Source organism: Thalassotalea agarivorans, from assembly GCF_030295955.1.
Lineage (GTDB): Bacteria > Pseudomonadota > Gammaproteobacteria > Enterobacterales > Alteromonadaceae > Thalassotalea_D > Thalassotalea_D agarivorans.
The window spans coordinates 3,276,203-3,299,914 of the sequence record NZ_AP027363.1 but is presented as its reverse complement, the minus strand read 5'-3'; the positions used below and the strand labels follow the sequence as shown (position 1 = coordinate 3,299,914).

Here is a 23,712-nt window from a genome sequence, read left to right as displayed (position 1 = left end):
TTACTAATCTTCGCTAACTATCTGACCTTTGACACTGTACATGGTATCGGCAACCTTTTTCACTTCCAAAGCATCAACAGGTAAATACATTCGAATCAGTATGTTACCACCTTTTTCAACCGTAGCGTTATTCGGTCCCTGTGCACAGTTAGTTGTAAAAGAAAAACTATCGCCTTCATCTTTCATTTCACTATGTGGGATGTAAAAGTCATCAACTTTTATCCAGCCATCTGCGCCATAAAAAGTGGCTGACATAAAGCCATTATTAGTCCAATCTAGATCCGGCTTTGCAATCCGCCATACCTGACAAGCAGCGGAATCAACCTGCAAAGGTACATACTGTGCAGTAGTCATTGGTAATCCTCCCCAGCCATAAGCGGCGGCATAAAGATAGTTGTGAGGGTTCACGTCCTCCAAAGTTCTACCGAAGGCATCGTGCCCTGAAATCGGTTGTTCGCCAGAATTGACCTGTCTAACCAGCTCTTCACGGAAGGCGATCACTTCTTCTGCGTCAAATCCCTTGGCCTTGTATGGGCGGTTAGCTTTAGCTTCGAATTTCAGCGCTTGCTGGCGAGCTTTTGTATCTTCAAGGTCACCGTTGTCTCGAGTTCTGGCTAACAGGTAAACATATTCGCCTTCAATATCTTCGGCATTCACTTCAAGCGATTCACCATTTCTTACGACCTGGTGAAACAGATGGGCCTCATCAATGATATGGATAATCTGAAATTCATTAGATTCTGGCACACTAAAAGTCGCACCTTGGCTCACATCGACAATAGCAATAGAGTAAACCACATCCCGATTTGAGCGAATCACTTGCTGATTATTCTTAGACACTGGCTCGTCGTGAATCCATTGATTAACGCCTGCCTTCTCTTGTACACCTGCAAAGTACCAATCACTTTCAGCGACAACATAATTTTCCATTGTGACCGGCTCTGCGGCCCAAGTTCCTATCGATACACTAGCGAGCACACTAGCTAATAGTAATTTCTTCATAGGTTTCTCCTCGTTTCAGAGTATAAGCATTCAATGGGTGTAGATTAGCTAGAAACCTGATATCCTTCAAACGACTCTTAATCATTTGTGATATGCATAAGGTGGGAATCATGTACAACTACAGACAGCTGGCAAGGGCCGATCTTAATTTGTTAGTCGCTTTCCAAATGCTTATGGAGGAAGGCAGTGTTTCAGGGGCTGCGAATAAAGCGTTTGTAAGCCAATCGGCTATGAGCAGAACCCTGCAGCGTTTGAGGGAGTTGTTTGATGAGCAGCTATTTGTGCGGCAGTCACACGGCCTAATTCCTACACAGCGGGCAACTGATCTCTACATGCAGTTACAACCTTTGTTAACAGGCATTGATAGAGTATTAGATCCAGTTAGTTTTGACCCGGCACAGCTTAATGCTCAGTTTGTTATCGCTTGCCCTTCACTGCTAAGTAGCCTTTGGTTACCCGGTTTAATAGGGCGTTTGGCAGAGTCTGCTCCGGGCGTAAAGCTGCGTAGCATTGAGGCTGTAGAAAACCCGACCAAGCTATTAACAACTTCTACTGCTGATCTGGTGGTGCATAGCGCAGACTTTGATAGTAAGTCGTTATCCTCGACACCGCTGCCTGATGCCACAACATTGTGCTTAGTTCGTAAAGGTCACCCATTGACGCAGCAAAAGATGACGCTTAAGCGATTTTTAAGCTATCCTCATCTTCGCTATTTTATCCCCGGATTGCATACAGATGACCAAGGTCTTATTGATTACCACTTAAGTCGTTTAGGCCTGCAAAGAGAGATTCGTTACGATGGCCACGATATGCAAACATTGCTGCAAATCACTAAGGACAGCAATTGTATTTTCTCTTTGGCTTCTACTGCTGCAACGTTAAAGCAGGCCGCAGATTGGCAAGGTATTGCTCTTTTGCAAAGCCCTCCTGAGCTGCAAATGAGTAAGCTACCTATGTCATTGTTTAGCCTACGTAGCAGGGCACAAGAGCCAGCGTTAAGCTGGTTGGCCAAAGAGATTAGTTATTGTTTTCAATAATCTAGTCGAAGTATTGTGCCACTCAATAGTCCGCCTTTATGCTTCAATTTATTGCTGTGCTTTGCAGTATTAAAGTCCGCTATTAACACAAAGTAGTTGGTTAATATTAGTCATCCCAAACCTTGATACGGGAACTTATATTTAACAAAGGACGTTTCATTAAATAATGAAATACCTAAGCCCATGCTTGGCGAATAATTGAATTAAAAGCATCATAGCGAGCGGGTAACGTTCTATTTTTTTTGCGGACTAAAAACAATGTTTCTTTTACCGGAAGTTTAGGCTGCATAACCTTCAATCTCCCGGGACTATGGAAGCTATCAACTGCACTTTTAGGCAGTACTGTAAAACCAATACCTTGTGTCAAAGGCTCTAAGATTTGGCTAATTTGATTGATTGACCCAACAATAGGAATTTCATTGATATTAAGTAGCTTCAACTCTTGTTCTTCACACTTTTTTAAATACAAGGATAAATAATGCTCAGCATCTGGATGAGAAATCAGGCCTAACTCTAAAAGTAATTGTTTCCAGCTTTTACTAACATCTGTATCCACGGGGAATATCAAACAAAGTTCATCTTGCCCTAATTCTTCAAAATCAAAAAAACTTTCATTGGGCTTATCAGTCACGATACCTTGGTCAACATTTCCACTTTTTATATCACTTAAAATTTGGTGATTTGGCGCAGCTTTTAAGTTGATGTGAATGTTTGGGTAAAGGTTTTGAAGTTTCAGTAGCCTTGGGAAAAGCATCAATGCGACGGAACCTGAACATGCCATGCTGCATTTACCTGACACGGGATCGTCAAAGTTTAATTGCTCAAAGAGAACCTTTTCATCTCTTAAAAGACCTTTTGTGTATTGATAAACTAGTTGGCCTTGTTCGGTGATAGTGAAAGATTTCTTATCCCTTTTAATCAACGTATGCCCGCAAGCAGCTTCAAGTTTTTGCACGTGCTGGCTAACACCTGGTTGCGTCATAAACAGCTTTTCGGCTGTTTGCGTGAAATGTCCCGTATCAACAAGGGTAATAAAGGTTTCTAGCCAAACAGGATTTAACATAGGCAATATGATAAATTTAAATTATAAAAATAATAATATTTGATAATTTTTATAAATCAACTAATCCACCTACAATTCTCCCATCAAACAGAGTTCATGTTTAACAAACTTTTAGGAGCACATTATGAAGATGAATCACGTAGGTATCATGGTTGGTGATATGGACAAAGCCGTAGAGTTCTATACTAAAGCGCTAGGCCTTCGCGTTGTGATGAATAACACAAAGGTAATAGAAGAGCGCGAATCAGCAATTGGACGTATGTGTATTGCTGTATTTGGTGAAGGGTTCAAAGGTTTTAATATTGCTCATCTAGTGACTACCGATGGTATTGGCGTAGAGCTTTTTGAAATGGTTGATCGTGAAGAGCGTCACAATGTCGATTTTTCGCGTCTTGGTATCTTTCACTTCTGTTTACAGTTACCAAAAGAGCAGTTTGAAACTGCTATTAAGCGTGTTGAGGAATTTGGTGGCAAAGTACGCATGGACATTCATCGTTACCACCCTGAAGATGAATTAAAACAAGCCCAAATGGTTTACTTAGAAGATCCATTTGGCAACTTATTCGAGTTCTACTCACACTCTTACGAGGATACTTACGCATCCGACTATGAATAAAATAGGTACGAGGGACATGCAGTGAAACTGCTGAGGACGAGGGATCTAAGTTTTCTCTAAGAGCATACAATTCGATATTTACATGCGTCATCCCGCACCTTGCTGCGGGATCTCGTTTGACTTTCAACTATTTACCAGTAGATTACAGAAGGAAGCAGCCATTAAGATGTCGGCATTGCAAAAATGAGAGACATTAGTAATGGAGTTATAGATGCTAAGGTTTAAAGGGAAGCTAAATAGTGCACTACTTGGTGCATCGGTTGGACTAATTTTCGTAGCCTTTTGGTACGGAATTAATTCATGTGAAACATGTTCAAATTATATGGTGGTCACTCTTTGGGTTGACTATGCAAGACTCGCTATGTGGCCAAGCGCTATTTTATTAGTAGGCGACCCAATGGGCACTAACTATGCTTTACAAGCCGTTTCAGCGGTCCTTAATGTTTTACTGTTTTCTGTTCTGGCTTTTCTTTTGCATTTAGGGGTACGAAAAGGGAAACACTATATAACCTGTGCGCTATTTTTGTTTTGCACCGTATATTACAGTGTATTTAAATTATACTTATGAACCACATAACTTACTGTCTGAGTAGAGCGACTAAAAGGCTAAGCAACTTATGATAGAACTAATAATTTCAGTAGTGCTTGCTTATCTTGTGTGGTCACTTTATGGAGAAGATACTCTTCCTAAAAAATATAGAAAACGTAACTGCATGGGGGCGAATTGGAAAGCCCAATTCCCTGAGCATTCTGCAAGTGATATTCGCGCTTTTCTAACACTCTTTGTTGAGTCGTTTGCCTTCGATAAAAAAGACAAATTTCAATTTGAACCTAACGATAAACTATTAACAATTTATCGCGCACTATACCCTCATAAGTGGCATGCTGACGCGATGGAGTTTGAAACGCTTGCAGATGATTTAGGTAGAAAATATCGTGTTGATTTTGGCAGTATATGGTATGACGATTTGACGTTAGGAGAGTTATATCGTGCACTGAGTGCATAATTCTTAGCGCTTAGTTTCTAGGAACAAGCTATCTATTTGCACGCAGCTCGCAGCATACAGCCCGCAGCACTTTTCTAAATTGTCGTATTTTTTCGTTATTTTGTTCCAAAAATTGACTGAATTGTAATCAAAATGAAAAAAAACACCAAAATATGAAAAAAAATTACATTTTAGGCTTTACAACCTTAGAGTTGATACTCTATAATTCATCTCGTTCCTAACGCGAACGCTTGTTGTAATAATTGTATATTCTAGCTCTCCTCATAGCTAAACCGCCGAAGACGCGCTCGCATCTTCGGCTTTTTTTTGTCTGAAATTCACCCACCGATAGATAAATGTAGACTTGTTACTCTAAATCCAAAAAATGTAATTTAGTTACATTTTTGTGAAAATGTACAATTTATTAGAGGTAGAATAGAGAAGTAAGTTAATCATTCTATTGTAGTTTTTCATCTACAAGATGTTATTTGGGTCAACTCAATTGAACCTTACGTTGGTTGTAGGAGTTCGCTCAAAGTTAGCATTCGCGCGTGATTGTTATACTATGTCTGTTAACACACAACTATGAGTATATTCGATGAAAAAACGCTTGTTTTTGTTTTGTGGATTGATGATTTCATTCACTTCGTCAGCCGCAGAAGCGCCTCTGGTATCTATTGATACGCACGACACCTTCTTTGATGCCATTAAACAACACTGCGGCAAGGCATTTGCTGGCACGGTAGAATTTGATAATGATCCGAGCGATGCATTTAAACAGCCGCTTGTTATGCATGTAAGAAAGTGCACTGATAAAGAACTACAAATCCCGTTTCACGTTGGCGCCGATGCCTCACGTACCTGGATTATTACAAAGACGGGCGCAGGTCTTATGCTCAAGCATGATCATCGCAAGAAAGATGGTAGTAACGATCCGCTTACCATGTATGGTGGCCATACAGTAGATGCTGGTTTTAACCAAGCGCAGTCATTTCCTGCCGACCAATATTCAAAGCAGTTGTTTGTCGATACGGGAATCGCTCAGTCGGTTGGTAACACTTGGCATATGTATATTTATCCTGAGAAGTTCGTATATCGTTTAACACGCGAAGGTCGTGATTTTCGCGTAGCATTTGATCTTACTAAACCTGTTAAGTTACCTGTTACGCCTTGGGGATATGAAAATTAGCTTGCTTTTTCAGTAGAAAACGCGAATAATCCAAAAACAGACGTTTAGACGTCTAAAATATTAAGTTAACGTGTTTTGGGAATATGGTGAAAATCCATAACTGTACCCGCAACTGTAAGTTCTTGATGAATAAGTCAGATACCAGCACGTTACACCCTAAATGTTTAACCCAACGAGCGGGAATACTCGATATGGCTATACTGCAGCGAAAGCTGCATATTGCTTATTGTGCGCTCGAAATAGAGAATCGCTGTGGCGGATAAGCAACACACTATATTGTCGGTTTCAAAGTTATGCTGGCAAATAGGCACAGTTAACGTGCTGGATAATATCGACTTCAATGTAAATGAAGGCGAATTTATTGGTGTGCTTGGCCCTAATGGCGCGGGTAAAACATCTTTACTAAAGTGCCTTTATCGAGCGGTTTTACCGTCAAGCGGCAATATCTTCGTTTTTAATCAACCTCTCAACAGTCTTTCAATAAAGCAATGCGCAAAAACCATTGCTGTAGTTACACAGCAAGCACCGGAATGCTTCGGTTTATCAGTACTCGACGTGGTTTCTTTAGGTTTGTTGCCACACAAAACCTTGTTTGAAAGTGCCTCACAGCAAGACAAGTTGTTTATCGACGAGTGCCTTGAACGGGTTGGCTTGCTGGATAAAAAATTGACCGATTTTTCTATTCTATCTGGTGGCCAGCAACAGCGGGCATTGCTTGCTAAGGCATTGGTTCAACGCCCTAAGATTTTATTATTGGATGAACCGACCGCTCACCTAGATATCCAGTATCAGGTACAAGTATTATCGCTGCTGAAAGCGCAAAAATGTACGGTGATTGCTTCTTTTCATGACTTGAATTTAGCGTCGCATTATAGCGATAAGATAGTCCTGCTAAATAAAGGCAAGCAAGTGGCAGTTGGCACACCAACTGAGGTACTTACTAGTTCATTTATTGAGGATGTCTATCATGTCGATGCTCAGGTCTCGCTTGAAAACAATATTCCTTATGTAAGATACGATTATGAAGGTGGTAATGATGTTCGTTAACACCTCTACTCGACTATTGCTCTTGGTTTGCCTGACTTTGTTGTCGTTGTTTTGCTCTATTGCTATAGGCAGCATAGATATTCCATTAGCGGTTGTGCTTGAGCAGCTCTTTAGTGCCGATGCTGGATTAGAAGCAAAAATTATTCATGAGCTTAGATTACCTAGAACGCTTATTGCTTTTGGCGCAGGTGCTGGTTTGTCACTTGCAGGGCTGCTATTGCAATCAATCACACGTAATCCATTAGCCGATCCTTATTTGTTTGGTGTGTCTTCAGGTGCTGCATTAGGTGTGATTGTATTGCTTGTGCTAACCAACATAAGTTTCAGTATGTATTCACCATTGGCGGCCTTTGTTGGCGCGCTCTTCGCGACAGTGCTGTTGGTTGTTGTGGCAGGTCAAAAGCATGCGTCACACGTTCAATTATTAGTACTTTCTGGTGTTGCTTTGTCATTTATGTTTTCAGCAATGTCCAGCCTTTTACTTTATTGGAGCGACCCGCAAGCAATCGCAACCATAGTGTTTTGGACGCTAGGTAGTTTTACAAAAGCAGAGCTATACGCCGCGTTGTGGGTGAATACTATTTTGATTGTGGTGCTTGGATTTACTTTAGTGTATCGCAAACATCTACAAGCGCTGCTGCTAGGTGACGATCATGCCTTGGCGCTTGGTGTGCAGCCGCAAAAATTCAGAATACTAGTGCTAGTTGTAAGTGCACTGTTAACAGCCGTTATTGTGGCCTATTGTGGCGGTATTGGTTTTGTCGGTTTAATGATTCCACACATTGTGCGTTATTTTATGTCTGTTTTGGCAACAACAGGGTTACTTGCTGTACCGCTGGTTGGTGGCATTTTTATGTTATGGGTTGATATCCTTGCGCGCAGTATCATTCCAACTCAAGAATTGCCTATCGGGGTTATCACCTCAGCGTTAGGTAGTATTTTCTTCTTAATGATTCTACGGGCCAAACAACGATGAAAACGTTAATGGTTCAAGGGACAACGTCAGACGCAGGCAAAAGTACGTTAGTTGCTGCACTTTGTCGTATTTTCGCCGATCTTAACTACAAAGTTGCCCCATTTAAGCCACAGAATATGGCGTTGAATAGTGCAGTAACGGACGATGGCGGAGAAATTGGTAGAGCACAGGCATTGCAAGCTAGTGCAGCAAGAGTAAGTACTAGCGTACACTTTAATCCAATATTGCTAAAACCGAACTCTGACACCGGTGCTCAGGTTATCGTGCAAGGTAAGGCGCTATCGAACATGGAAGCCGCGAGTTATCAAGACTACAAAAAAGTAGCGATGGAACATGTACTTGATTCTTTTGAGACGCTAGCCCAACGCTATGATTACTGCTTTGTAGAAGGCGCGGGTTCACCAGCTGAAATCAATCTGCGAGAGGGCGACATCGCTAATATGGGGTTTGCTGAAGAAGTAGATTGTCCCGTTATTATCATTGCCGACATCGATAAAGGCGGAGTATTTGCGCACTTAGTGGGTACTTTGGCACTATTATCTGAAAGCGAACAGCAACGCGTTGCTGGCTTTGTGATCAATCGCTTTAGAGGTGATATAACCTTATTGCAATCTGGGCTTGACTGGTTGGAACAAAAAACAGGTAAACCCGTGTTGGGTGTTTTGCCCTACTTGCACAATTTGGCGTTGGACGCAGAAGACGCGGTTAACATTGAAAATATTGTGACCGAAAAGAAAATATCTGTTGCTGTGCTACTGCTGCCGCACATTAGTAATCATACAGATTTTGACGCGCTAAGACTGAATCCGTCGGTCGATTTAACCTATGTGCAATATCAAACCGATATTCCCGCCTGTGATTTGATCATAGTGCCAGGCAGTAAGAATGTGATCAGTGACTACGCGTTTTTAACCGAACAGCAGTGGCACTTACAAATAAAACAGCATTTGCGCTACGGCGGTAAAGTGCTTGGTATTTGTGGCGGATTGCAAATGCTAGGTGAGCAAATTACAGACCCTCATGCAGTTGAATCACATATCAATGCTATCAACACCCTAGGATTAGCGCCTTTTAAAACCGAGTTGACGCAAAGTAAGCAATTAGAAAAGCGCAGCGGTGTGATCGAAGGGTTCGAAAACAAGAGCAGTGTCACAGGTTATGAAATTCATTGTGGTATTTCTAAGGGCGAAGCCTTTAATACACCGTTTATTCGTTACAACGATAATGGGGCGTCCATTAATGAAGGTTTTTTCAGCGCAGATAATCAAATAGCAGGCACATACTGGCATGGTCTATTCGATCAGGCAGAAAGTAGCGAAGCAGTTTTACAATGGGTGTTAGGCGACAACCAAGGTGTTCGAGCAATTAATTTAGATGAAGTGCGCGAGCAACAAATCGATAGGTTGGCAACGTCAACAAAGGCCCATTTAGACATAAACAAATTACACGAGATCATGGATAGCTATGACAGAAAGAAAAAACACCGAGCAACATAAAGCTCGCCAACAAAAGCTAAAAGAAAAAGTCGATCAAAAAATTGCGAATGCACAAACAGAGCAAGGCATTTTTCAGGTCATCACTGGCAATGGTAAAGGCAAATCAACCTCCGGCTTTGGTGTGGTAGCGCGTGCTGTCGGTCATGGCTTGCAAGCAAAAGTTGTGCAGTTTATCAAAGGCACTTGGGACTGCGGTGAGAGGAACTTGCTAGAGCAACACAATGTTGAGTTTGCGGTGATGAAAACGGGCTTTACTTGGGAAACACAAGACAGAGAAGCGGATACACTAGCTGCGAAATTAGTGTGGCAAGAGGCTAAGAAATATTTAGCGGACGATAGCGTTGATCTGGTGTTGCTTGATGAAATCACTTACATGGTGAGTTACCACTATATTGACGTTGAAGAGGTTATTGAGGCGATAAAAAATCGCCCAGCCATGCAGTCGGTCATTGTTACAGGGCGAGGTGCACATCGACTATTGATTGAACTGGCCGATACAGTCAGCGAAGTAAAAAACGTTAAACATGCTTTTGATGCCGGCATAAAAGCACAGCGAGGATTCGACTACTAATGCGTTTATTCTCTTTCGCCGTAACGTGGCTAATTGCATTTAACTGTTTTGCTGCGCAAACAGATGAAAAAGCGCCTGCTAAGCGCATTGTTGCGCTTGCCCCGCACATTGTTGAAATGCTTTATGAGATTGGCGCAGGAGACAATATTGTTGGCACCTTGGCTCATGCCGACTACCCAGAAAGCGCAAAGGACATTCCACGTATAGGTGATTACAAAGGGGTTAATTTTGAACAACTCTTGGCACTTAAGCCTGATTTAGTGATCGCGTGGCAAGGTGGCAACAATCAGCAAGACATCGAAAAAATTAAATCATTAGGTATCGACATTGCCTTTAGTTCGCCAACAAAGATTGAAAACGTCGCAAAAGAACTACGCCTTTTTGGGCAATTAACAGGGTATGAAGTCAATGCCGAAAAGCAAGCGCGGGCATTTGAATCGGCATTAAACCAGTTGAAGCAAGACTACCAGAATAAACAAACACTGTCGGTATTCTACCAACTTTGGGATGCGCCATTAACAACTGTAAGAAGTGACACTTGGCTTTCAAAACAAGTAGAGATTTGTGGCGGTAAAACAATATTTGATGCAACTAAAACACCTTATCCTCAGGTGAGCATTGAAGCGGTTATCGCACAAAAACCACAGGTTATTGTGGTGCCGATGTCAGGTGAAACATCAAAAGATGTGTCTGAATTTTGGCACGGTTGGGTCGATATTCCAGCAGTTAAACATAAGCAATTTATTATCACCAATGCCGACTTAGTTCATAGGTTTACGCCTAGAATGCTGAGCGGGATTAGTGATATGTGCGAGAAAATGGATGCCGCACGTAAAATTTATCAATAGATATGAAACACTCAGTTTTAGCAAGGGGAAGACGATGAGAATTCGGCGCTGCCCCCGCAACGGTGATGCTTGTATAGCTTAGCCCGATTACCTTGTTAATAACTTACACACACTTAATTGATGCATTGCGGCGGGCTTTGCAGGATGAGAAATAATGAAAAAAACAATTTGTACTTTATCGCCAATTACATTGGCACTTTTGTCAGGGTTTAACGCATCAGCTGCAGAGACAGTTGAAGAAAACTTAGAAGTCATCACAGTAACGGGCACGCGTAGCGAATTAGCGCTTGATCAACAGCTAAGTTCTGTCACCGTTATTACACGCGAAGATATTGAAAGAATTCAGCCGAAGTCTTTTGTTGATCTGCTTACGTCATTACCTGGCGTCGACGTAGCCAGCAATGGTGGACGCGGGCAAAGTGCGTCGGTATTTTTACGCGGCGCTAACTCAAACCAAACGCTTTACTTGCTAGATGGTGTCCGCATTAGTTCAGCTAGCTTAGGTACAACAGATGTGAACGCGATTGCACCTGAAATTATTGATCGCATTGAAATCGTACGTGGCCCACGTGCTGCCCTTTGGGGATCAGATGCCATTGGTGGCGTTGTTCAAATTTTCACGCGTAAGCTTGAAGAAAATTCAGCGTTTGCTGGCGCAACTTTTGGTAGCGAGGGCTACAAACAATACAAAGCGGGCCTTGGTTTGAAGCATGGTGACGGACAAAGTAACCTTACTGTTAATCATGAGCAGGCAGACGGCTTTGATTCTCTAGCTACAGCAGAACCTGACAAAGACGGTTACGAGTACACGTCTTTTGCTTTTAATGGTAAGCAACAGCTTAGTGCTGCCTTCTCGTTAGATTGGTTAGCGCAACTTGATAAAGGCGACAATGAATATGACAACGCTTTTGGTGGCAACAACCAAACAGAAATAGACAACCACGTATATTCTTTAGGTGCGAACTTTGATACCCAAAGCACTACCACACGCGTCTCAATCGCACAAAGCCAAAACAGCAGTACACAATATGGTAGTGGCGCTGACACCTTATTTGAAACTACGCGAAATCAAGTATCAGCGCTGTTTAATGCGCGACCTACGTCGGCATTTCAATACAATGTAGGTGGTGACTTTTATATAGAAGAGCTTGCTGGTACAACGGATTATGCCACTGATAGTCGCAATGTTATTGGCGTGTTTGGGCATGGTATTTACAACGGTGACTTGTTTGCCTTTGAAGCGGCGGCGCGTTATGACGACGTTGAAGGTATTGATTCTGAAGTAACCTACAATGCGGGTGTTGGCATTAATTTTGGTGAAAGTACTCGCATAAGTTTCAATCATGGAACGGGCTTTAAAGCGCCGACTTTTAACGATTTATACTACCCAGCGTCACCTTATTCATCAGGTAACCCAGATCTTGTTTCTGAAACATCTTCGTCGTATGAAATCTTGCTAACTTCACAACTTGGAAAGTTTGATCTTAATCTAAGTGTGTATACTACGGACGTAGAAAATTTAATTCAGTGGCAACCTGATGAAAACTTTTTCTACCAACCGCAAAACGTCGCTGAAGCAGAACTTAAAGGTGCTGAATTTGTTGCACAGTACAACGGCAATTTCGGTAGCCATACCTTTAATGCAACCTACGGCAGTGCTGTAGATGCACAAACGGATAAAGATTTATTGCGTCGCGCAGACTATCAATTTAACTACCTGTTTGGCATTGATATAGGCGAGCTAGGTTTATACATGGAATATCAATATGTCGGTAAGCGCTATGACAGTGGCTTTGATGAGAATTTTGCCCCTATCGATATCAAGCTAGACGCTTATTCTTTGCTTAACCTAAGTGCGCGTTATCCTGTGGGTGACTATGTAGAGTTGGAAGCCCGTATAACCAACGCGACAGATGAAGAGTACCAAACGGTAAATAACTACAACACTCAAGGCCGCGCGGCTTATTTGGGTGTAGTGTTTAAGTTGTAAGAATTGGGACACGCAGCGTAGCTGCTCGGTACAGGGTCGCTACGCTAAAGGAGCATGGGGCGAGTAAAACATCGTCATCCCGTACATGCCTACAAGGATGTAGGTATTTAGGTTTTTTCTGGAACTAAAAACCTGTGATACGGGACCTCCTAACTAATAGGAAAATTTAATTGTCTTAAAAGTACGACCTCGAGCACCGTGAGCATTCCTAAATTGAACCCCCATTGTCCGATATAACTAACATTGTAAAGTGCATGTGCGTAGCGTTTAACCTGCGCATCTTGATACTGCAGATAACCTTTTTTAAAAACGAAATTGTAATAACCTCGCTCAAAAAGCTTCCAATAGCTAAACCTAATGTTTTCATACAAATCGATATCGACCTTTTTGACTTGGGCAAAAAAGACAACCCATAAGTAAGCCGTTATTAGCATAGAGATTAAAAATATAGATGCAAAAAATATTGAAACGTATTGGAATTCTTTCATTCTTATTAATAAGTTAGCGACTTCAAATAGCTGTGGTAAGGATACCTAAAGCACATCGTATAACAATACATTTTTAGTTTTATTTACCTGCTTGACTCACCGATCGACATAACGCAGACTAGCCTAGATTTAACAAGGAACATAGGAAGTAATAGTTATGACATCAGCATTTCTTGTGGCATTCGTCACATTCGTTGTATTCATTGCAATAAAATTAAAATTCGTCACAAGTGACAAACTCACGCCATTAGAAAAACCTGCTGGCGGTGTAACTGTATTAGCCTTTTTGGTAGGTATATTTAGTAATAGTTTTTTCTACGCAGAACCAGGTTACATCTACCACGTGCGTACAGTGCTGGGTAATGAAGAAGTGGTTTCAGACCCTGGATATAAGTTTTATCCTTTTGGGCGCTACAACGCCTGGAAACGCGCGATGACGGTGCAAGCCGCGAACGGTATGTCAGATCGTGTGCAGGCAGAAAAAGAAACTGGCGGTTCAAGTGCGGCACTACCACCACTTAATATTATGTTCCTCGATCAAGTTGATGCAGACGCAGAAGCAACCGCTCGTTTTTCAATTCCTTCAGATGAAGAGCAATTTTTAAAGTTAGCACATGAATATCGTTCGCCAGAGAACTTGTTACGTACCGCATTAATTCCTGCTTTTAAAGAAACATTACAAGCAACGGCAAGTTTAATGAGTGCAGAAGAATACTATTCGGGTGGCCGTACAGAGTTTAATAGTTCGTTTGAAAATCAGATGAGCGATGGTATCTACATCGTTAAACGAGTAGAGGTAACTACAACGACATCGCGTCGCGGAAAGTCGACAGCCAATGCCGCTTTGGGTGAAGATCAGCTAAGTTATGGTGATGAAACCAAAGTGAGCTTTGAAGTAAGAAAAGAGCGTGACGAAAGTGGCAACTTTAGACGAAAGAATCAAAAGTTTGGTGTGTTTGGTATCACTATAGTTGATGCACGTGTGACCGACATGCGACCAAACAAAAAGTTTGTTGAGCGTATGCAATTAAAGCAAAAAGCGAGTGCGGATCGCGCGATTGCTCGAGAGCAAAAAATTCAGGAAGAAGAGCAACGCTTGTTGGCAATCGCCAGGGGTGAGCGTGAAGTTGCTGAGCGCCAAGCTCAAGCTAAAGTAGAGCAAATCCAAAGAACTACAGAAGCTGAAACGGAAAAGCAATTGGCAATAACGTCGGCTGAAAAGTTGAAAGAGCAAGCGATGATAGAAAAAGAGACAGCTCAAATTCAATATGAAAAAGCGAAGATTGAGGCCGAAACCAAGCGTACGCTAGCCGATGCAGAAGCCTATCAGAAAAAAGTTATTCTTCAGGCCGATAATGCACTAGCTCAAAAGCTAGAAGCTGAAGTCGAGATTCAAAAGTTGTGGGCTGCTGCTTACGCTAAGCGCCAAGTACCAATGAATGTTTTTGGTAGTAACGGTGATACGCCGGTTGGTGGAGATGGCGAAACTAAAGCTTTCATGCAAATGCTGACGTTAGATGCTGCGAAACGTCTTGCCTACGATAGAGAAGTGAAGAAAGGCAACTAAAAAAGAAAACCCCAGCATAAGCTGGGGTTTTTTATATCACTCGTAAGCAACGAGTGATATGCCAGAGAGTATAAACTTAATTACTATTAGTTTATGCCACTATCAAAACATAACCTCTGCTATATCACCTAGTATCATTGTGTAGCGCTTTGTACGCTCTAACGGTTAGTTTTTACTGGTTTAAATACAGTTAGAACTATAAAATGTGGTTAATTAAAGCTTATCAATGGAATTTATATGGCTCTTTCTGTCGTTATCTTAGCTGCGGGTAAAGGTACTCGTATGCGCTCTTCACTTCCCAAAGTTTTACATCCTGTTGCACAAAAACCAATGGTTCAGCACGTTATCGATAGCGCGAGAGAGCTAGGTGCAGATAATATTTATCTTGTTTACGGCTTTGGTGGTGACTTGTTGCAAAGCAAAGTGCAAGGCGATGATTTAACCTTTGTTGAACAAAAAGAGCAATTGGGCACAGGCCACGCCGTTGATATGGCGTCTCCCCATATTAAAGACGATGAAGATGTTTTAGTGCTTTATGGCGATGTACCGTTAACGCAAGCAAGCACATTGCAATCTTTGGTTGATGCTAAGCCTGACAATGGTATGGCATTATTAACCGTATTCCTTGATGACCCAACAGGCTATGGTCGTATCATTCGAGACAACAACACTGTGGTAGGCATTGTAGAGCAAAAAGATGCAACGCCAGAGCAGTTAGCTGTTAACGAAGCGAATTCAGGTATTTTGCTAGCAAATGGCGGCGATTTAAAACGTTGGTTAAGCAACTTATCCAATAATAATGCGCAAGGCGAATACTACCTCACGGATGTTATTGCTGCTTGTCACGCAGAAGGCAAAATTATTGCAACTGCGCACCCTAAAACGGCGATTGAAGTGGAAGGTGCCAATAATCGTGTGCAACTGGCAACATTAGAACGCGCCTATCAAGCACGCTTAGCTGAGCAACTGATGATAGATGGCGCAAGTTTAATGGACCCAGCGCGCATTGATATTCGAGGCACAGTGTCAGTGGGGCAAGAAGTCATTATTGACGTTAATTGTATTTTTGAAGGTGATGTCACACTCGCAGATGGCGCAAAAATTGGTGCCAACTGCATTTTAAAGAATTGTACTATCGGTAAAAACGCCGAGATTAAACCTAACTCCATTGTTGAAGATGCGATTATTGGTGAAGACGCTTCCGCTGGTCCTTTTGCTCGCATCCGCCCAGGCTCTGAACTCAAAAAAGACGCTCATGTTGGTAACTTTGTTGAGATGAAGAAGTCAACGCTTGGTGAAGGCAGTAAGGCAGGACACCTGACTTATCTTGGCGATGCTCAAATTGGTGCTGGCGCTAATATTGGTGCAGGTACCATTACCTGTAATTACGACGGCGTAAACAAATCCAAAACTGAAATCGGCGACAATGCCTTTATTGGCTCAAACACCTCGCTTGTAGCGCCAGTATCTGTTGGCGAAGGTGCTACTACCGGTGCAGGTTCTGTGATCACAAAGGCTGTAGACACCGATGAATTAGCCATTGCACGTGCAAAACAGCGCAATATTTCAGGTTGGGCAAGACCTACAAAAAAATAACTAGGCGTTCAATTGCCAACAATAATAACGAGGTAAGGCAATGTCATTTTGGAAAAAATTTGGTCCGGGTCTGTTAGTCACAGCAGCCTTCATCGGGCCAGGAACCATTACCACCGCAAGTGTCGCTGGTGCAAATTATGGCTATGCTCTGCTTTGGGCAGTGTTTTTTTCATTGATACTTACCTTTACTTTGCAGGAAATGGCAGCGCGTTTGTCACTTGTTACTAAGCAAAGTTTGGCACACACGCTAACGCAGGCGTTTAATCACAAAATTATCCAATATCTTGTCGCCTTTTTGGTGATTTCAGCCATTGGTATTGGTAATGCCGCCTATGAAGCAGGAAACATCACTGGGGCTGCTTGGTCGCTTGCTTCAGTCACCTCCCTTGATAGTCAGTGGTGGACGCTAATTATCGGTTCAAGTGCCGCGCTTTTGCTTTGGTTTGGTAAATATAAGGCGCTTGAACGCGTGCTCGTTGGCTTTGTAATGCTGATGTCTTTGGTATTTATAGCCACCTGTATTGCCGTAGCGCCAGATCTTGGCGGTATCGCCAAAGGAATTTTTAGGCCGACCATACCTGATGGTGCCCTGCTTTCCGCCATCGCATTAATTGGTACAACCGTCGTGCCATATAACCTGTTTTTACATGCAAGTGCTGCGCGCGAGAAGTGGCGTAATCAAAGTGACATTGAAACGGCAATTAATGAATCGCGTATAGATACAGCGGGCGCGATATTTTTAGGTGGTTTAATCACCATGGCTATTGTGGCAACTGCAGCAGTTGGCTTTTTTCAAGGTGAAACTACCTTAGTTATGCAGAACATATCGCAGCAGCTTGTGCCTATGTTAGGGGAATATGCCGATGAAGTCTTTGCCGTTGGTTTGTTCTCGGCTGGCATGACAAGCGCTATAGCTGCGCCTTTAGCGGCTAGTTTTGCTGTGTGTGGCGCACTTGGAAAGCCACTCGACTTCCAACACCCTCTGTTTAGAAGCGTATGGTTAATCGTCCTGGTTGTTGGGACATTCTTTGCTTTTGTCGGCTCAAAACCACTCACCGCGATCTTATTTGCACAAGCCATGAACGCTCTATTGCTACCCATTATTGCGCTGTTTTTACTCGTGGTGATGAACAAACGCAGTGTGCTAGGGCAATATGTAAATAGTAGTAAAAATAACTTTATTGCTGTGATCATGGTGGCGACGGTGACAGGGCTGGCTTTGTATAAAATTTCAACGCTTATTGGTTAGTATTTGCTACTTGAATGGGTGCAATTCATCCAAGGTAGTAGTTGACATTGTTTCGTACATGCTTATTATTTTTCCAAAATAATTATAAGCTTAGGCGAAAAAAATCATGTCAATTAGAAGAATGCCATTCGTTGCGCTCGTACTACTTTTCTTGGTTAGTGCATGTACAACGCAATACCATAAACGTAATTTTACTGGCGGCTACGCGGAAGAGAAAATCGACGACAATTCATACATTGTATCGTTTTACGGCAACGGCAACACCTCAAGTCAGCAAGTGTGGAATATGTGGATTTATCGTTGTGCGGAATTAACGTTAGCCAACGGCTACGAATTTTTTGAGCTTAATTCTACGACGAAATATGCATACTTAGAGAATAGCGAAGGTTTACACCCTGTAACCTTTGATATGTTACCGCAACAACAAGACTATGTAGCACAACTATTAAAGCCAGCAACAGTTATTGTGACTACTACAACAACCTACTCTTCTACTGCATTGGTTAACATGTACTCCCTGCCACTACCTGAAGAAGCTCGCATCGTATTAGATGCAAAAACTATTATTGACGCGTTATCTGTTTACGTAAAAAAGCCAACCTCTGATGTTGAAGACAGAGGCGATATATATGCCCGAGCTGCTGTAGAAGCAGCGATCAGAGCCAATAGAATAGAAGCACAAGACAGTGAAAAGCTGACTAACGTTTTAAAGAAAATGATTTAAGGAAACATCATGCGCAAACTTATTATGTTGGCAGGAATGGTTGCATTAGCGGGTTGCCAGTCTACTATACCGCTACCTCAGGACTGGGATGAATACAGTTACAACGACAGGTTAAATAAAATCAAAACCAATGTTGAGCCTAAAATGCTACTTGGTGAACCTCAAGGCATGATGGCCATGGCGATTTACTACAGTAAGCAAAAATCTCAAATAGAGAGACAAAAGGCTGTTCCGATATACCAAGAATTGGTTGAACGGAAAAACAAAGATGCGATCATTTTGTATGCGATCGAAACAATCGACGGTACCTATGGTATTGCTTCTGATGATGTTTATTTGCAGCATCGTGACTTTATAAAAGCGCAAGATCCCGCGTTAGACATTAAATATACTCAAAACAAACAGAAGTGGGAAAAGGTCTACAGTGACAAATTTGCTCAGTTAGTCGATTTCTACAACGACGCAATGCCATTGTGTGAACAACCGCTTAAAGACACACCACAATCGCTTTCAAAGACAACAGACAGGCTAATACCTACTTATATTAATCACTGTTTATTGTCGCATTCATACAATGAAGAAACGGTTAAAGCGCGTTTGTTAGCAGCGGCTAAATATCAAGCGCTATCCTGCAACGATGCGAGCAAAGTTTGCATGAGCCAAGGTTATAGAGCGCTGGCCAATAATAATTTGGGCGACGATAAAAAATCGCGCTATGCAACGGCAATTGCTGTACGTAACTTGTACAAAAAACACAGCAATAGTTTCAAGCTCTATGCTGATAAATACAGTGGTATTTATCTCTCACCGAAAGCGAGTAGCGCGCTAAGTAGCGCATTAGACTACAGTGGCGAAGATAACTACGAGAAAGCGGTTCAAGTGCTAGAAACAGCGTTAAATCAGCCTAAAATGACTCGTTATGACAAAGCTTATCTCAATCAGATACTTGCATTGATGTGGGGTAACAAAGTTAAAAACTTTGACGATCCTAACGATGTGAAAAAAGTGATTAACTATCAAGAAAAAGCCTTGGCGGCTAATATTCTGGGACCTGTTGATACGCGCAAGCTAGAGATTCAATTGGCGCAGCTGTATTTTGCGTCAGAAGATACAGACAAATACCTGTCGTTGATGGCATCACTTTTTCAGCAAAATGATGAAATAAGTGTCATTCCTCAAGAAACGCTAAATGCTATGCTGGCGCTGAATAAACAGCAAGCCGATAGTGACATAGCAGCGGCACAATAGAGAAGTTTAAAGCCAGTGAAATTCACTGGCTTTTTTATGTCGTCATTACCAAAACAACCTCAAATTCTTCACACACGATGGGCATATCTTCTTTCACGCGAAAAGACGTTTCAGCCAATTCGCGCTGGTAATATTGCCAATGGACTTTGCGCCAGTAGGCTAATGACTTGTCACCTTCGCCTTCTCTAGCAGCATATTCAGCGCTAACTTCATTGAAAGGTACAACGGCAACGGCGGTGGTTTTGATCACACACTGTGCCTCTCCTGCCCAATTGGTCACGATATTTATATCACCCACTTTGGGCAGCACTTCCTCATTGGCTTGATACCACCAAAGCGAAGGTGACGTTGCTCGCTTTATGCCGGCTAATACAAGCGCAGCGCATTCATTTGCATCGACCTCATTGTCACAAAAGTGCCAAGCGGGTATCTGCTTTAGCGAGGATTTGTAGCGTTTGTTGTAAAGTGCAGTAAGTGTTGCGATTGATGGGTGCACTAGCATTTGTTGGATTACGTGAGTTATATAAACAGTTTACTGCCTTTTATGAAGCAATTCATCAACTCGCTTTTTCACGGAGTAAAGCACATTATCCAATCGAGCGCTTTTGTTTCAATCTGTAACTTTTGCAGTCAATTACTTGCTATTTTCTTTCGTTTTACTAAAATAACTTTCGTTTTGAAACTTATTTACTTTCGAGATGAATAAAAGAAATACACAACAACGTCGTAGAACGATAGTAGAAAAAGTTAATTTACAGGGACAAGTCAGCGTAGACGAACTTGCCAACTTTTTTTCAACATCTGAAGTTACCATTCGCAAAGACCTTGCTGTATTGGAAGACAGCGGCTTATTGTTGCGCCGTTTTGGTGGTGCAGTACCTGCGCCGCAGGAATTTATAAAAGAAGCTAATGATGAGCAACTTTCGGCGCGAAAGCTCGCGTTAGGGAAAGCCGCGGCTGATTTAATCTCTGATCATCATAGAGTGCTTATCGACAGCGGCACAACAACGGCTGCGATAATCCCGAGTTTGTCCGATAAACAAGGTTTGGTGGTGATGACAAATTCATTGCATATCGCAAATGCACTGAGAGAACTTGAAAATGAGCCTACACTATTAATGACGGGGGGCACATGGGACCCCCATTCTGAAGCTTTTCAGGGAAAAGTAGCAGAACAAGTTTTACGCTCCTATGATTTTGACAAATTGTTTATCGGTGCGGATGGCATCGATATAGAACGAGGTACCACGACCTTCAACGAACTTACTGGCTTAAGCCAAGTAATGGCAGATGTTGCACGAGAAGTGATTGTCGTGATTGAGTCAGAAAAACTGACGCGAAAAATACCTAATTTAGAATTACCTTGGCACAGCATTACTACCTTGATCACTAATGATGATCTTAGCGCTGAGCTAAAACAACATTTACTAAAAACCGGTATCAATTTGATATTGGCATAACGAGGAATAAAACATGTGTGGAATTGTCGGTGCAGTAGCACAGCGTGATGTTGCAGATATATTAGTAGAAGGCTTACGACGTTTGGAATATCGAGGTTACGACTCTGCTGGTGTCGCGGTTATTGCTGCAGATAACAGTATTCAGCGTGTACGTCGCCTAGGTAAAGTGCAAGAACTTGCTGATGCGTTAACGCAGTCCCCTGTTTCTGGTGGTACCGGTATTGCTCATACACGTTGGGCAACACATGGCGCGCCAAGCGAAAACAACGCTCACCCGCATGTTTCATGTGAAACGATCGCTGTTGTCCACAATGGCATTATTGAAAACCATGAAGAGTTGCGTGAGCAGCTTATCAGTAAAGGATACGAGTTTACTTCAGAGACTGACACTGAAGTTATCGCTCACCTGGTTCATTTGGAATTAAAAAATAGCGATACGCTTTTACAAGCGGTACAAAAAACTGTGCAACAGTTAGAAGGTGCTTATGGCACAGTGGTTATGGATTGTCGTGACAAAGAACGTGTTGTTGTCGCTCGCAGTGGTAGCCCTTTAGTTATTGGTTATGGTTTAGGTGAAAACTTTATTGCATCTGACATGATGGCGCTTTTACCTGTTACTCGTAAATTCTCGTTTCTTGAAGAAGGCGATGTCGCAGAAGTGACTCGTTTTGATGTCACTATTCTTGACAAAAACGGACTTAAGGTTGAGCGCGAAGCGAAAGAATCAGAAGTAAGTCATGACGCTGGCGATAAAGGTGAATTTCGCCACTACATGCTTAAGGAAACGTATGAGCAGCCAACTGCAATTCGCAATACACTAGAAGGCCGTATCTTAGGTAACACGCTGTCTAATGACAGTTTTGGTCAAGGTGCTGATGATATTTTTAAAGACATTGAGCATGTACAAATTATTGCCTGTGGTACCAGTTACCATTCTGGTATGGTTGCGCGTTACTGGTTAGAAGAGCACGCAAATGTGTCGTGTAACGTTGAGATTGCCAGTGAATTTAGATATCGAAAATCGCATGTACCCAACAATGCACTTTTAGTCACCATTTCTCAGTCTGGTGAAACTGCAGATACGTTAGCTGCACTTCGTTTAGCAAAAGATTTAGGTTACCGCGCAAGTTTAACTATTTGTAACGTGCCGGGCTCTTCATTGGTGCGTGAATCTGATTTGGCGTTTATGACCAAAGCAGGCGCTGAAATTGGTGTAGCTTCTACTAAGGCATTTACCACGCAATTAACAGGTCTACTGATGCTGACATTAGCGTTAGGTCAACACAAAGGCATGAGTGATGACGATTCTAGTGCCATGATCAAATCAATAATGGCGCTACCCAATAAGCTTGAAGAAGTATTAGCGTTAGCAGAGTCGATTGAAGCACTTGCGGAAGATTTTGCCGATAAGCATCATGCTTTATTCTTGGGCCGTGGCGACCAATACCCTATCGCAATGGAAGGGGCATTAAAGCTTAAAGAAATTTCTTATATTCACGCTGAAGCGTATGCGGCTGGTGAGCTGAAACATGGCCCATTAGCGCTGATTGATGCCGAAATGCCGGTTATTGTTGTAGCACCGCAAAATGATTTGATAGAAAAGTTAAAATCTAATGTCGAAGAAGTACGCGCTCGTGGTGGTTTGATGTATGTGTTTGCTGACGAAGATGCAAACTTTACCAGTGATGACACAATGAAGGTGATCAATATCCCACATTGTGATCACATCGTTGCACCGATCGTGTATACCTTGCCATTGCAACTGTTGTCTTACTATGTCGCTATTATCAAAGGCACAGATGTTGATCAGCCGCGTAACTTAGCGAAATCAGTAACTGTAGAATAGATAAAAGTGGGGGAAAAAAGCGGGCTAATGCCCGCTTTTTTATTACATCGGTCGAAGTGTTACTTCTACACGGCGATTTTGTGCACGCCCAGACTCAGTGTCATTGGTTGCTATAGGTGTGCGTTCACCCATACCAAAACTGTCTATTCTTTTAGCGCTTACTGTTTTGCGTAGTTGATCCGCGACGCGCATGGCGCGCACTTCTGATAAGTTTAAATTGTATTCGTTGCCACCTGTAGCATCGGTATGCCCGATCACAATAAGTTTGGTTTCGTCATACTCGTCAGCTACAAGAGCGATACTTTCTATTACATCAATTGCCTTTTGTGAAAGCGTTGTACCATTAACGTTAAAGGTAAGTGCGTTTGGCATATTCAATACGATTTGATCGCCATTGCGGCTTACGCTGACGCCGCTCCCTTTTAGCTTTTCTTTAAGCTTTGCTTCTTGAACGTCCATGTAATAGCCAATACCAGCGCCAGCAGCTCCGCCAACACCCGCACCAATGACGGCGCCTTTTACGCGATCTTTTTTACTTGATGTCGTTGCGCCAATAATGGCGCCGGTAACCGCACCTACAATCGCGCCAGTTGTGGCATTTGATTGTTCTTGTTCACCGGTATAAGGATTGGTGGTTTGGCATGCTGTTGTAAGGAAAATAGAAGAGATTAATACGGAAATTTTGCTGATTTTTATCATTTATTGGAATACTC

General features: G+C 42.3%; 21 protein-coding genes and 2 riboswitches. Of the genes, 17 read left to right on the top strand and 4 right to left on the bottom strand.

All coding sequences use genetic code 11. The features are described from left to right. Positions 1 to 3: 3 nt before the first annotated feature. A complete protein-coding gene (locus tag QUD85_RS15015; protein WP_093330632.1) occupies positions 4 to 1,002 on the bottom strand; it encodes a DUF1254 domain-containing protein in 999 nt (332 codons plus the stop codon). Between the two features lie 110 nt (positions 1,003 to 1,112). On the opposite strand from QUD85_RS15015, the gene QUD85_RS15010 reads away from it, so the two are divergent. Beyond that, positions 1,113 to 2,039, top strand: coding sequence for a LysR family transcriptional regulator (locus tag QUD85_RS15010; RefSeq protein ID WP_177168914.1), 927 nt, complete (start codon positions 1,113 to 1,115; stop codon positions 2,037 to 2,039). A 175-nt stretch (positions 2,040 to 2,214) separates the two neighbouring features. Here the strand turns inward: QUD85_RS15010 and QUD85_RS15005 are convergent, their stop codons facing one another. Further along, complete coding sequence (locus QUD85_RS15005) at positions 2,215 to 3,102, bottom strand: LysR family transcriptional regulator (RefSeq protein WP_093330627.1); 888 nt, start codon at positions 3,100 to 3,102, stop codon at positions 2,215 to 2,217. A gap of 124 nt (positions 3,103 to 3,226) precedes the next feature. Between QUD85_RS15005 and QUD85_RS15000 the strand changes: the two genes are divergently transcribed. The 14 genes from QUD85_RS15000 (at position 3,227) to QUD85_RS14935 (ending at position 19,693) form a co-directional block, all read left to right on the top strand. After that, the gene (locus QUD85_RS15000) at positions 3,227 to 3,718 is read left to right on the top strand and encodes a VOC family protein (protein ID WP_093330625.1); all 492 of its coding nucleotides are present in this window, start codon (positions 3,227 to 3,229) and stop codon (positions 3,716 to 3,718) included. A gap of 617 nt (positions 3,719 to 4,335) precedes the next feature. Further along, the gene (locus QUD85_RS14995) at positions 4,336 to 4,725 is read left to right on the top strand and encodes a hypothetical protein (RefSeq protein WP_143047958.1); all 390 of its coding nucleotides are present in this window, start codon (positions 4,336 to 4,338) and stop codon (positions 4,723 to 4,725) included. Positions 4,726 to 5,302: 577 nt separating this feature from the next. Beyond that, the gene (locus tag QUD85_RS14990; RefSeq protein WP_407705081.1) at positions 5,303 to 5,893 is read left to right on the top strand and encodes a hypothetical protein; all 591 of its coding nucleotides are present in this window, start codon (positions 5,303 to 5,305) and stop codon (positions 5,891 to 5,893) included. Between the two features lie 53 nt (positions 5,894 to 5,946). Next, positions 5,947 to 6,057: riboswitch (cobalamin riboswitch) on the top strand. 88 nt (positions 6,058 to 6,145) lie between these two features. Beyond that, the gene (locus tag QUD85_RS14985) at positions 6,146 to 6,940 is read left to right on the top strand and encodes an ABC transporter ATP-binding protein (protein WP_177168913.1); all 795 of its coding nucleotides are present in this window, start codon (positions 6,146 to 6,148) and stop codon (positions 6,938 to 6,940) included. After that, on the top strand, positions 6,915 to 7,916 hold the full coding sequence (locus QUD85_RS14980; protein ID WP_245732126.1) for a FecCD family ABC transporter permease: 1,002 nt from the start codon (positions 6,915 to 6,917) through the stop codon (positions 7,914 to 7,916). Before QUD85_RS14985 ends, QUD85_RS14980 begins: the two co-directional genes overlap by 26 nt. Continuing rightward, a complete protein-coding gene (locus tag QUD85_RS14975) occupies positions 7,913 to 9,412 on the top strand; it encodes a cobyric acid synthase (RefSeq protein ID WP_093330611.1) in 1,500 nt (499 codons plus the stop codon). Before QUD85_RS14980 ends, QUD85_RS14975 begins: the two co-directional genes overlap by 4 nt. Continuing rightward, positions 9,381 to 9,983 carry a cob(I)yrinic acid a,c-diamide adenosyltransferase gene (gene cobO, locus QUD85_RS14970; protein WP_093330608.1) on the top strand — a complete coding sequence of 201 codons (603 nt, stop codon included), beginning with the start codon at positions 9,381 to 9,383 and terminating at the stop codon, positions 9,981 to 9,983. The genes QUD85_RS14975 and cobO overlap by 32 nt, the downstream gene beginning before the upstream one ends. Continuing rightward, a complete protein-coding gene (locus QUD85_RS14965) occupies positions 9,983 to 10,831 on the top strand; it encodes a cobalamin-binding protein (RefSeq protein ID WP_177168912.1) in 849 nt (282 codons plus the stop codon). Before cobO ends, QUD85_RS14965 begins: the two co-directional genes overlap by 1 nt. Beyond that, positions 10,814 to 10,940: riboswitch (cobalamin riboswitch) on the top strand. (Overlaps the previous gene by 18 nt.) A gap of 45 nt (positions 10,941 to 10,985) precedes the next feature. Further along, a complete protein-coding gene (locus QUD85_RS14960) occupies positions 10,986 to 12,821 on the top strand; it encodes a TonB-dependent receptor domain-containing protein (protein ID WP_093330605.1) in 1,836 nt (611 codons plus the stop codon). Positions 12,822 to 13,466: 645 nt separating this feature from the next. Then, a complete protein-coding gene (locus QUD85_RS14955; protein ID WP_093330600.1) occupies positions 13,467 to 14,876 on the top strand; it encodes an SPFH domain-containing protein in 1,410 nt (469 codons plus the stop codon). 237 nt (positions 14,877 to 15,113) lie between these two features. Then, complete coding sequence (gene glmU / locus QUD85_RS14950) at positions 15,114 to 16,472, top strand: bifunctional UDP-N-acetylglucosamine diphosphorylase/glucosamine-1-phosphate N-acetyltransferase GlmU (protein ID WP_093330598.1); 1,359 nt, start codon at positions 15,114 to 15,116, stop codon at positions 16,470 to 16,472. Between the two features lie 40 nt (positions 16,473 to 16,512). After that, a complete protein-coding gene (locus QUD85_RS14945; RefSeq protein WP_093330596.1) occupies positions 16,513 to 17,721 on the top strand; it encodes an Nramp family divalent metal transporter in 1,209 nt (402 codons plus the stop codon). A 106-nt stretch (positions 17,722 to 17,827) separates the two neighbouring features. Further along, the gene (locus QUD85_RS14940) at positions 17,828 to 18,445 is read left to right on the top strand and encodes a CC0125/CC1285 family lipoprotein (RefSeq protein ID WP_143047957.1); all 618 of its coding nucleotides are present in this window, start codon (positions 17,828 to 17,830) and stop codon (positions 18,443 to 18,445) included. Between the two features lie 9 nt (positions 18,446 to 18,454). Then, entirely contained in the window at positions 18,455 to 19,693 is a 1,239-nt protein-coding gene (locus QUD85_RS14935) for a hypothetical protein (RefSeq protein WP_093330591.1), read from the top strand. Between the two features lie 34 nt (positions 19,694 to 19,727). Here the strand turns inward: QUD85_RS14935 and QUD85_RS14930 are convergent, their stop codons facing one another. After that, positions 19,728 to 20,189 carry an ASCH domain-containing protein gene (locus tag QUD85_RS14930; RefSeq protein ID WP_218139601.1) on the bottom strand — a complete coding sequence of 154 codons (462 nt, stop codon included), beginning with the start codon at positions 20,187 to 20,189 and terminating at the stop codon, positions 19,728 to 19,730. A gap of 202 nt (positions 20,190 to 20,391) precedes the next feature. Here QUD85_RS14930 and QUD85_RS14925 point away from each other — a divergent pair, with 202 nt between their 5' ends. Next, positions 20,392 to 21,153: a DeoR/GlpR family DNA-binding transcription regulator gene (locus tag QUD85_RS14925; RefSeq protein ID WP_093330586.1), complete on the top strand. Its 762-nt coding sequence runs from the start codon at positions 20,392 to 20,394 to the stop codon at positions 21,151 to 21,153. Between the two features lie 13 nt (positions 21,154 to 21,166). After that, the gene (glmS, locus tag QUD85_RS14920) at positions 21,167 to 22,999 is read left to right on the top strand and encodes a glutamine--fructose-6-phosphate transaminase (isomerizing) (protein WP_093330584.1); all 1,833 of its coding nucleotides are present in this window, start codon (positions 21,167 to 21,169) and stop codon (positions 22,997 to 22,999) included. Between the two features lie 42 nt (positions 23,000 to 23,041). Here glmS and QUD85_RS14915 read toward each other — a convergent pair whose 3' ends face one another. Next, entirely contained in the window at positions 23,042 to 23,698 is a 657-nt protein-coding gene (locus tag QUD85_RS14915) for an OmpA family protein (protein ID WP_093330581.1), read from the bottom strand. Positions 23,699 to 23,712 lie beyond the last annotated feature (14 nt).

What these genes read in the sequence shown, in the direction of transcription:
- QUD85_RS15015 (WP_093330632.1), bottom strand. Translation starts at nt 1,002, where the DNA reads ATGAAGAAATTACTATTAGCTAGTGTGCTCGCTAGTGTATCGATAGGA.
- QUD85_RS15010 (WP_177168914.1), top strand. Translation starts at nt 1,113, where the DNA reads ATGTACAACTACAGACAGCTGGCAAGGGCCGATCTTAATTTGTTAGTC.
- QUD85_RS15005 (WP_093330627.1), bottom strand. Translation starts at nt 3,102, where the DNA reads ATGTTAAATCCTGTTTGGCTAGAAACCTTTATTACCCTTGTTGATACG.
- QUD85_RS15000 (WP_093330625.1), top strand. Translation starts at nt 3,227, where the DNA reads ATGAAGATGAATCACGTAGGTATCATGGTTGGTGATATGGACAAAGCC.
- QUD85_RS14995 (WP_143047958.1), top strand. Translation starts at nt 4,336, where the DNA reads ATGATAGAACTAATAATTTCAGTAGTGCTTGCTTATCTTGTGTGGTCA.
- QUD85_RS14990 (WP_407705081.1), top strand. Translation starts at nt 5,303, where the DNA reads ATGAAAAAACGCTTGTTTTTGTTTTGTGGATTGATGATTTCATTCACT.
- QUD85_RS14980 (WP_245732126.1), top strand. Translation starts at nt 6,915, where the DNA reads ATGAAGGTGGTAATGATGTTCGTTAACACCTCTACTCGACTATTGCTC.
- QUD85_RS14975 (WP_093330611.1), top strand. Translation starts at nt 7,913, where the DNA reads ATGAAAACGTTAATGGTTCAAGGGACAACGTCAGACGCAGGCAAAAGT.
- cobO (WP_093330608.1), top strand. Translation starts at nt 9,381, where the DNA reads ATGACAGAAAGAAAAAACACCGAGCAACATAAAGCTCGCCAACAAAAG.
- QUD85_RS14965 (WP_177168912.1), top strand. Translation starts at nt 9,983, where the DNA reads ATGCGTTTATTCTCTTTCGCCGTAACGTGGCTAATTGCATTTAACTGT.
- QUD85_RS14960 (WP_093330605.1), top strand. Translation starts at nt 10,986, where the DNA reads ATGAAAAAAACAATTTGTACTTTATCGCCAATTACATTGGCACTTTTG.
- QUD85_RS14955 (WP_093330600.1), top strand. Translation starts at nt 13,467, where the DNA reads ATGACATCAGCATTTCTTGTGGCATTCGTCACATTCGTTGTATTCATT.
- glmU (WP_093330598.1), top strand. Translation starts at nt 15,114, where the DNA reads ATGGCTCTTTCTGTCGTTATCTTAGCTGCGGGTAAAGGTACTCGTATG.
- QUD85_RS14945 (WP_093330596.1), top strand. Translation starts at nt 16,513, where the DNA reads ATGTCATTTTGGAAAAAATTTGGTCCGGGTCTGTTAGTCACAGCAGCC.
- QUD85_RS14940 (WP_143047957.1), top strand. Translation starts at nt 17,828, where the DNA reads ATGTCAATTAGAAGAATGCCATTCGTTGCGCTCGTACTACTTTTCTTG.
- QUD85_RS14935 (WP_093330591.1), top strand. Translation starts at nt 18,455, where the DNA reads ATGCGCAAACTTATTATGTTGGCAGGAATGGTTGCATTAGCGGGTTGC.
- QUD85_RS14925 (WP_093330586.1), top strand. Translation starts at nt 20,392, where the DNA reads ATGAATAAAAGAAATACACAACAACGTCGTAGAACGATAGTAGAAAAA.
- glmS (WP_093330584.1), top strand. Translation starts at nt 21,167, where the DNA reads ATGTGTGGAATTGTCGGTGCAGTAGCACAGCGTGATGTTGCAGATATA.
- QUD85_RS14915 (WP_093330581.1), bottom strand. Translation starts at nt 23,698, where the DNA reads ATGATAAAAATCAGCAAAATTTCCGTATTAATCTCTTCTATTTTCCTT.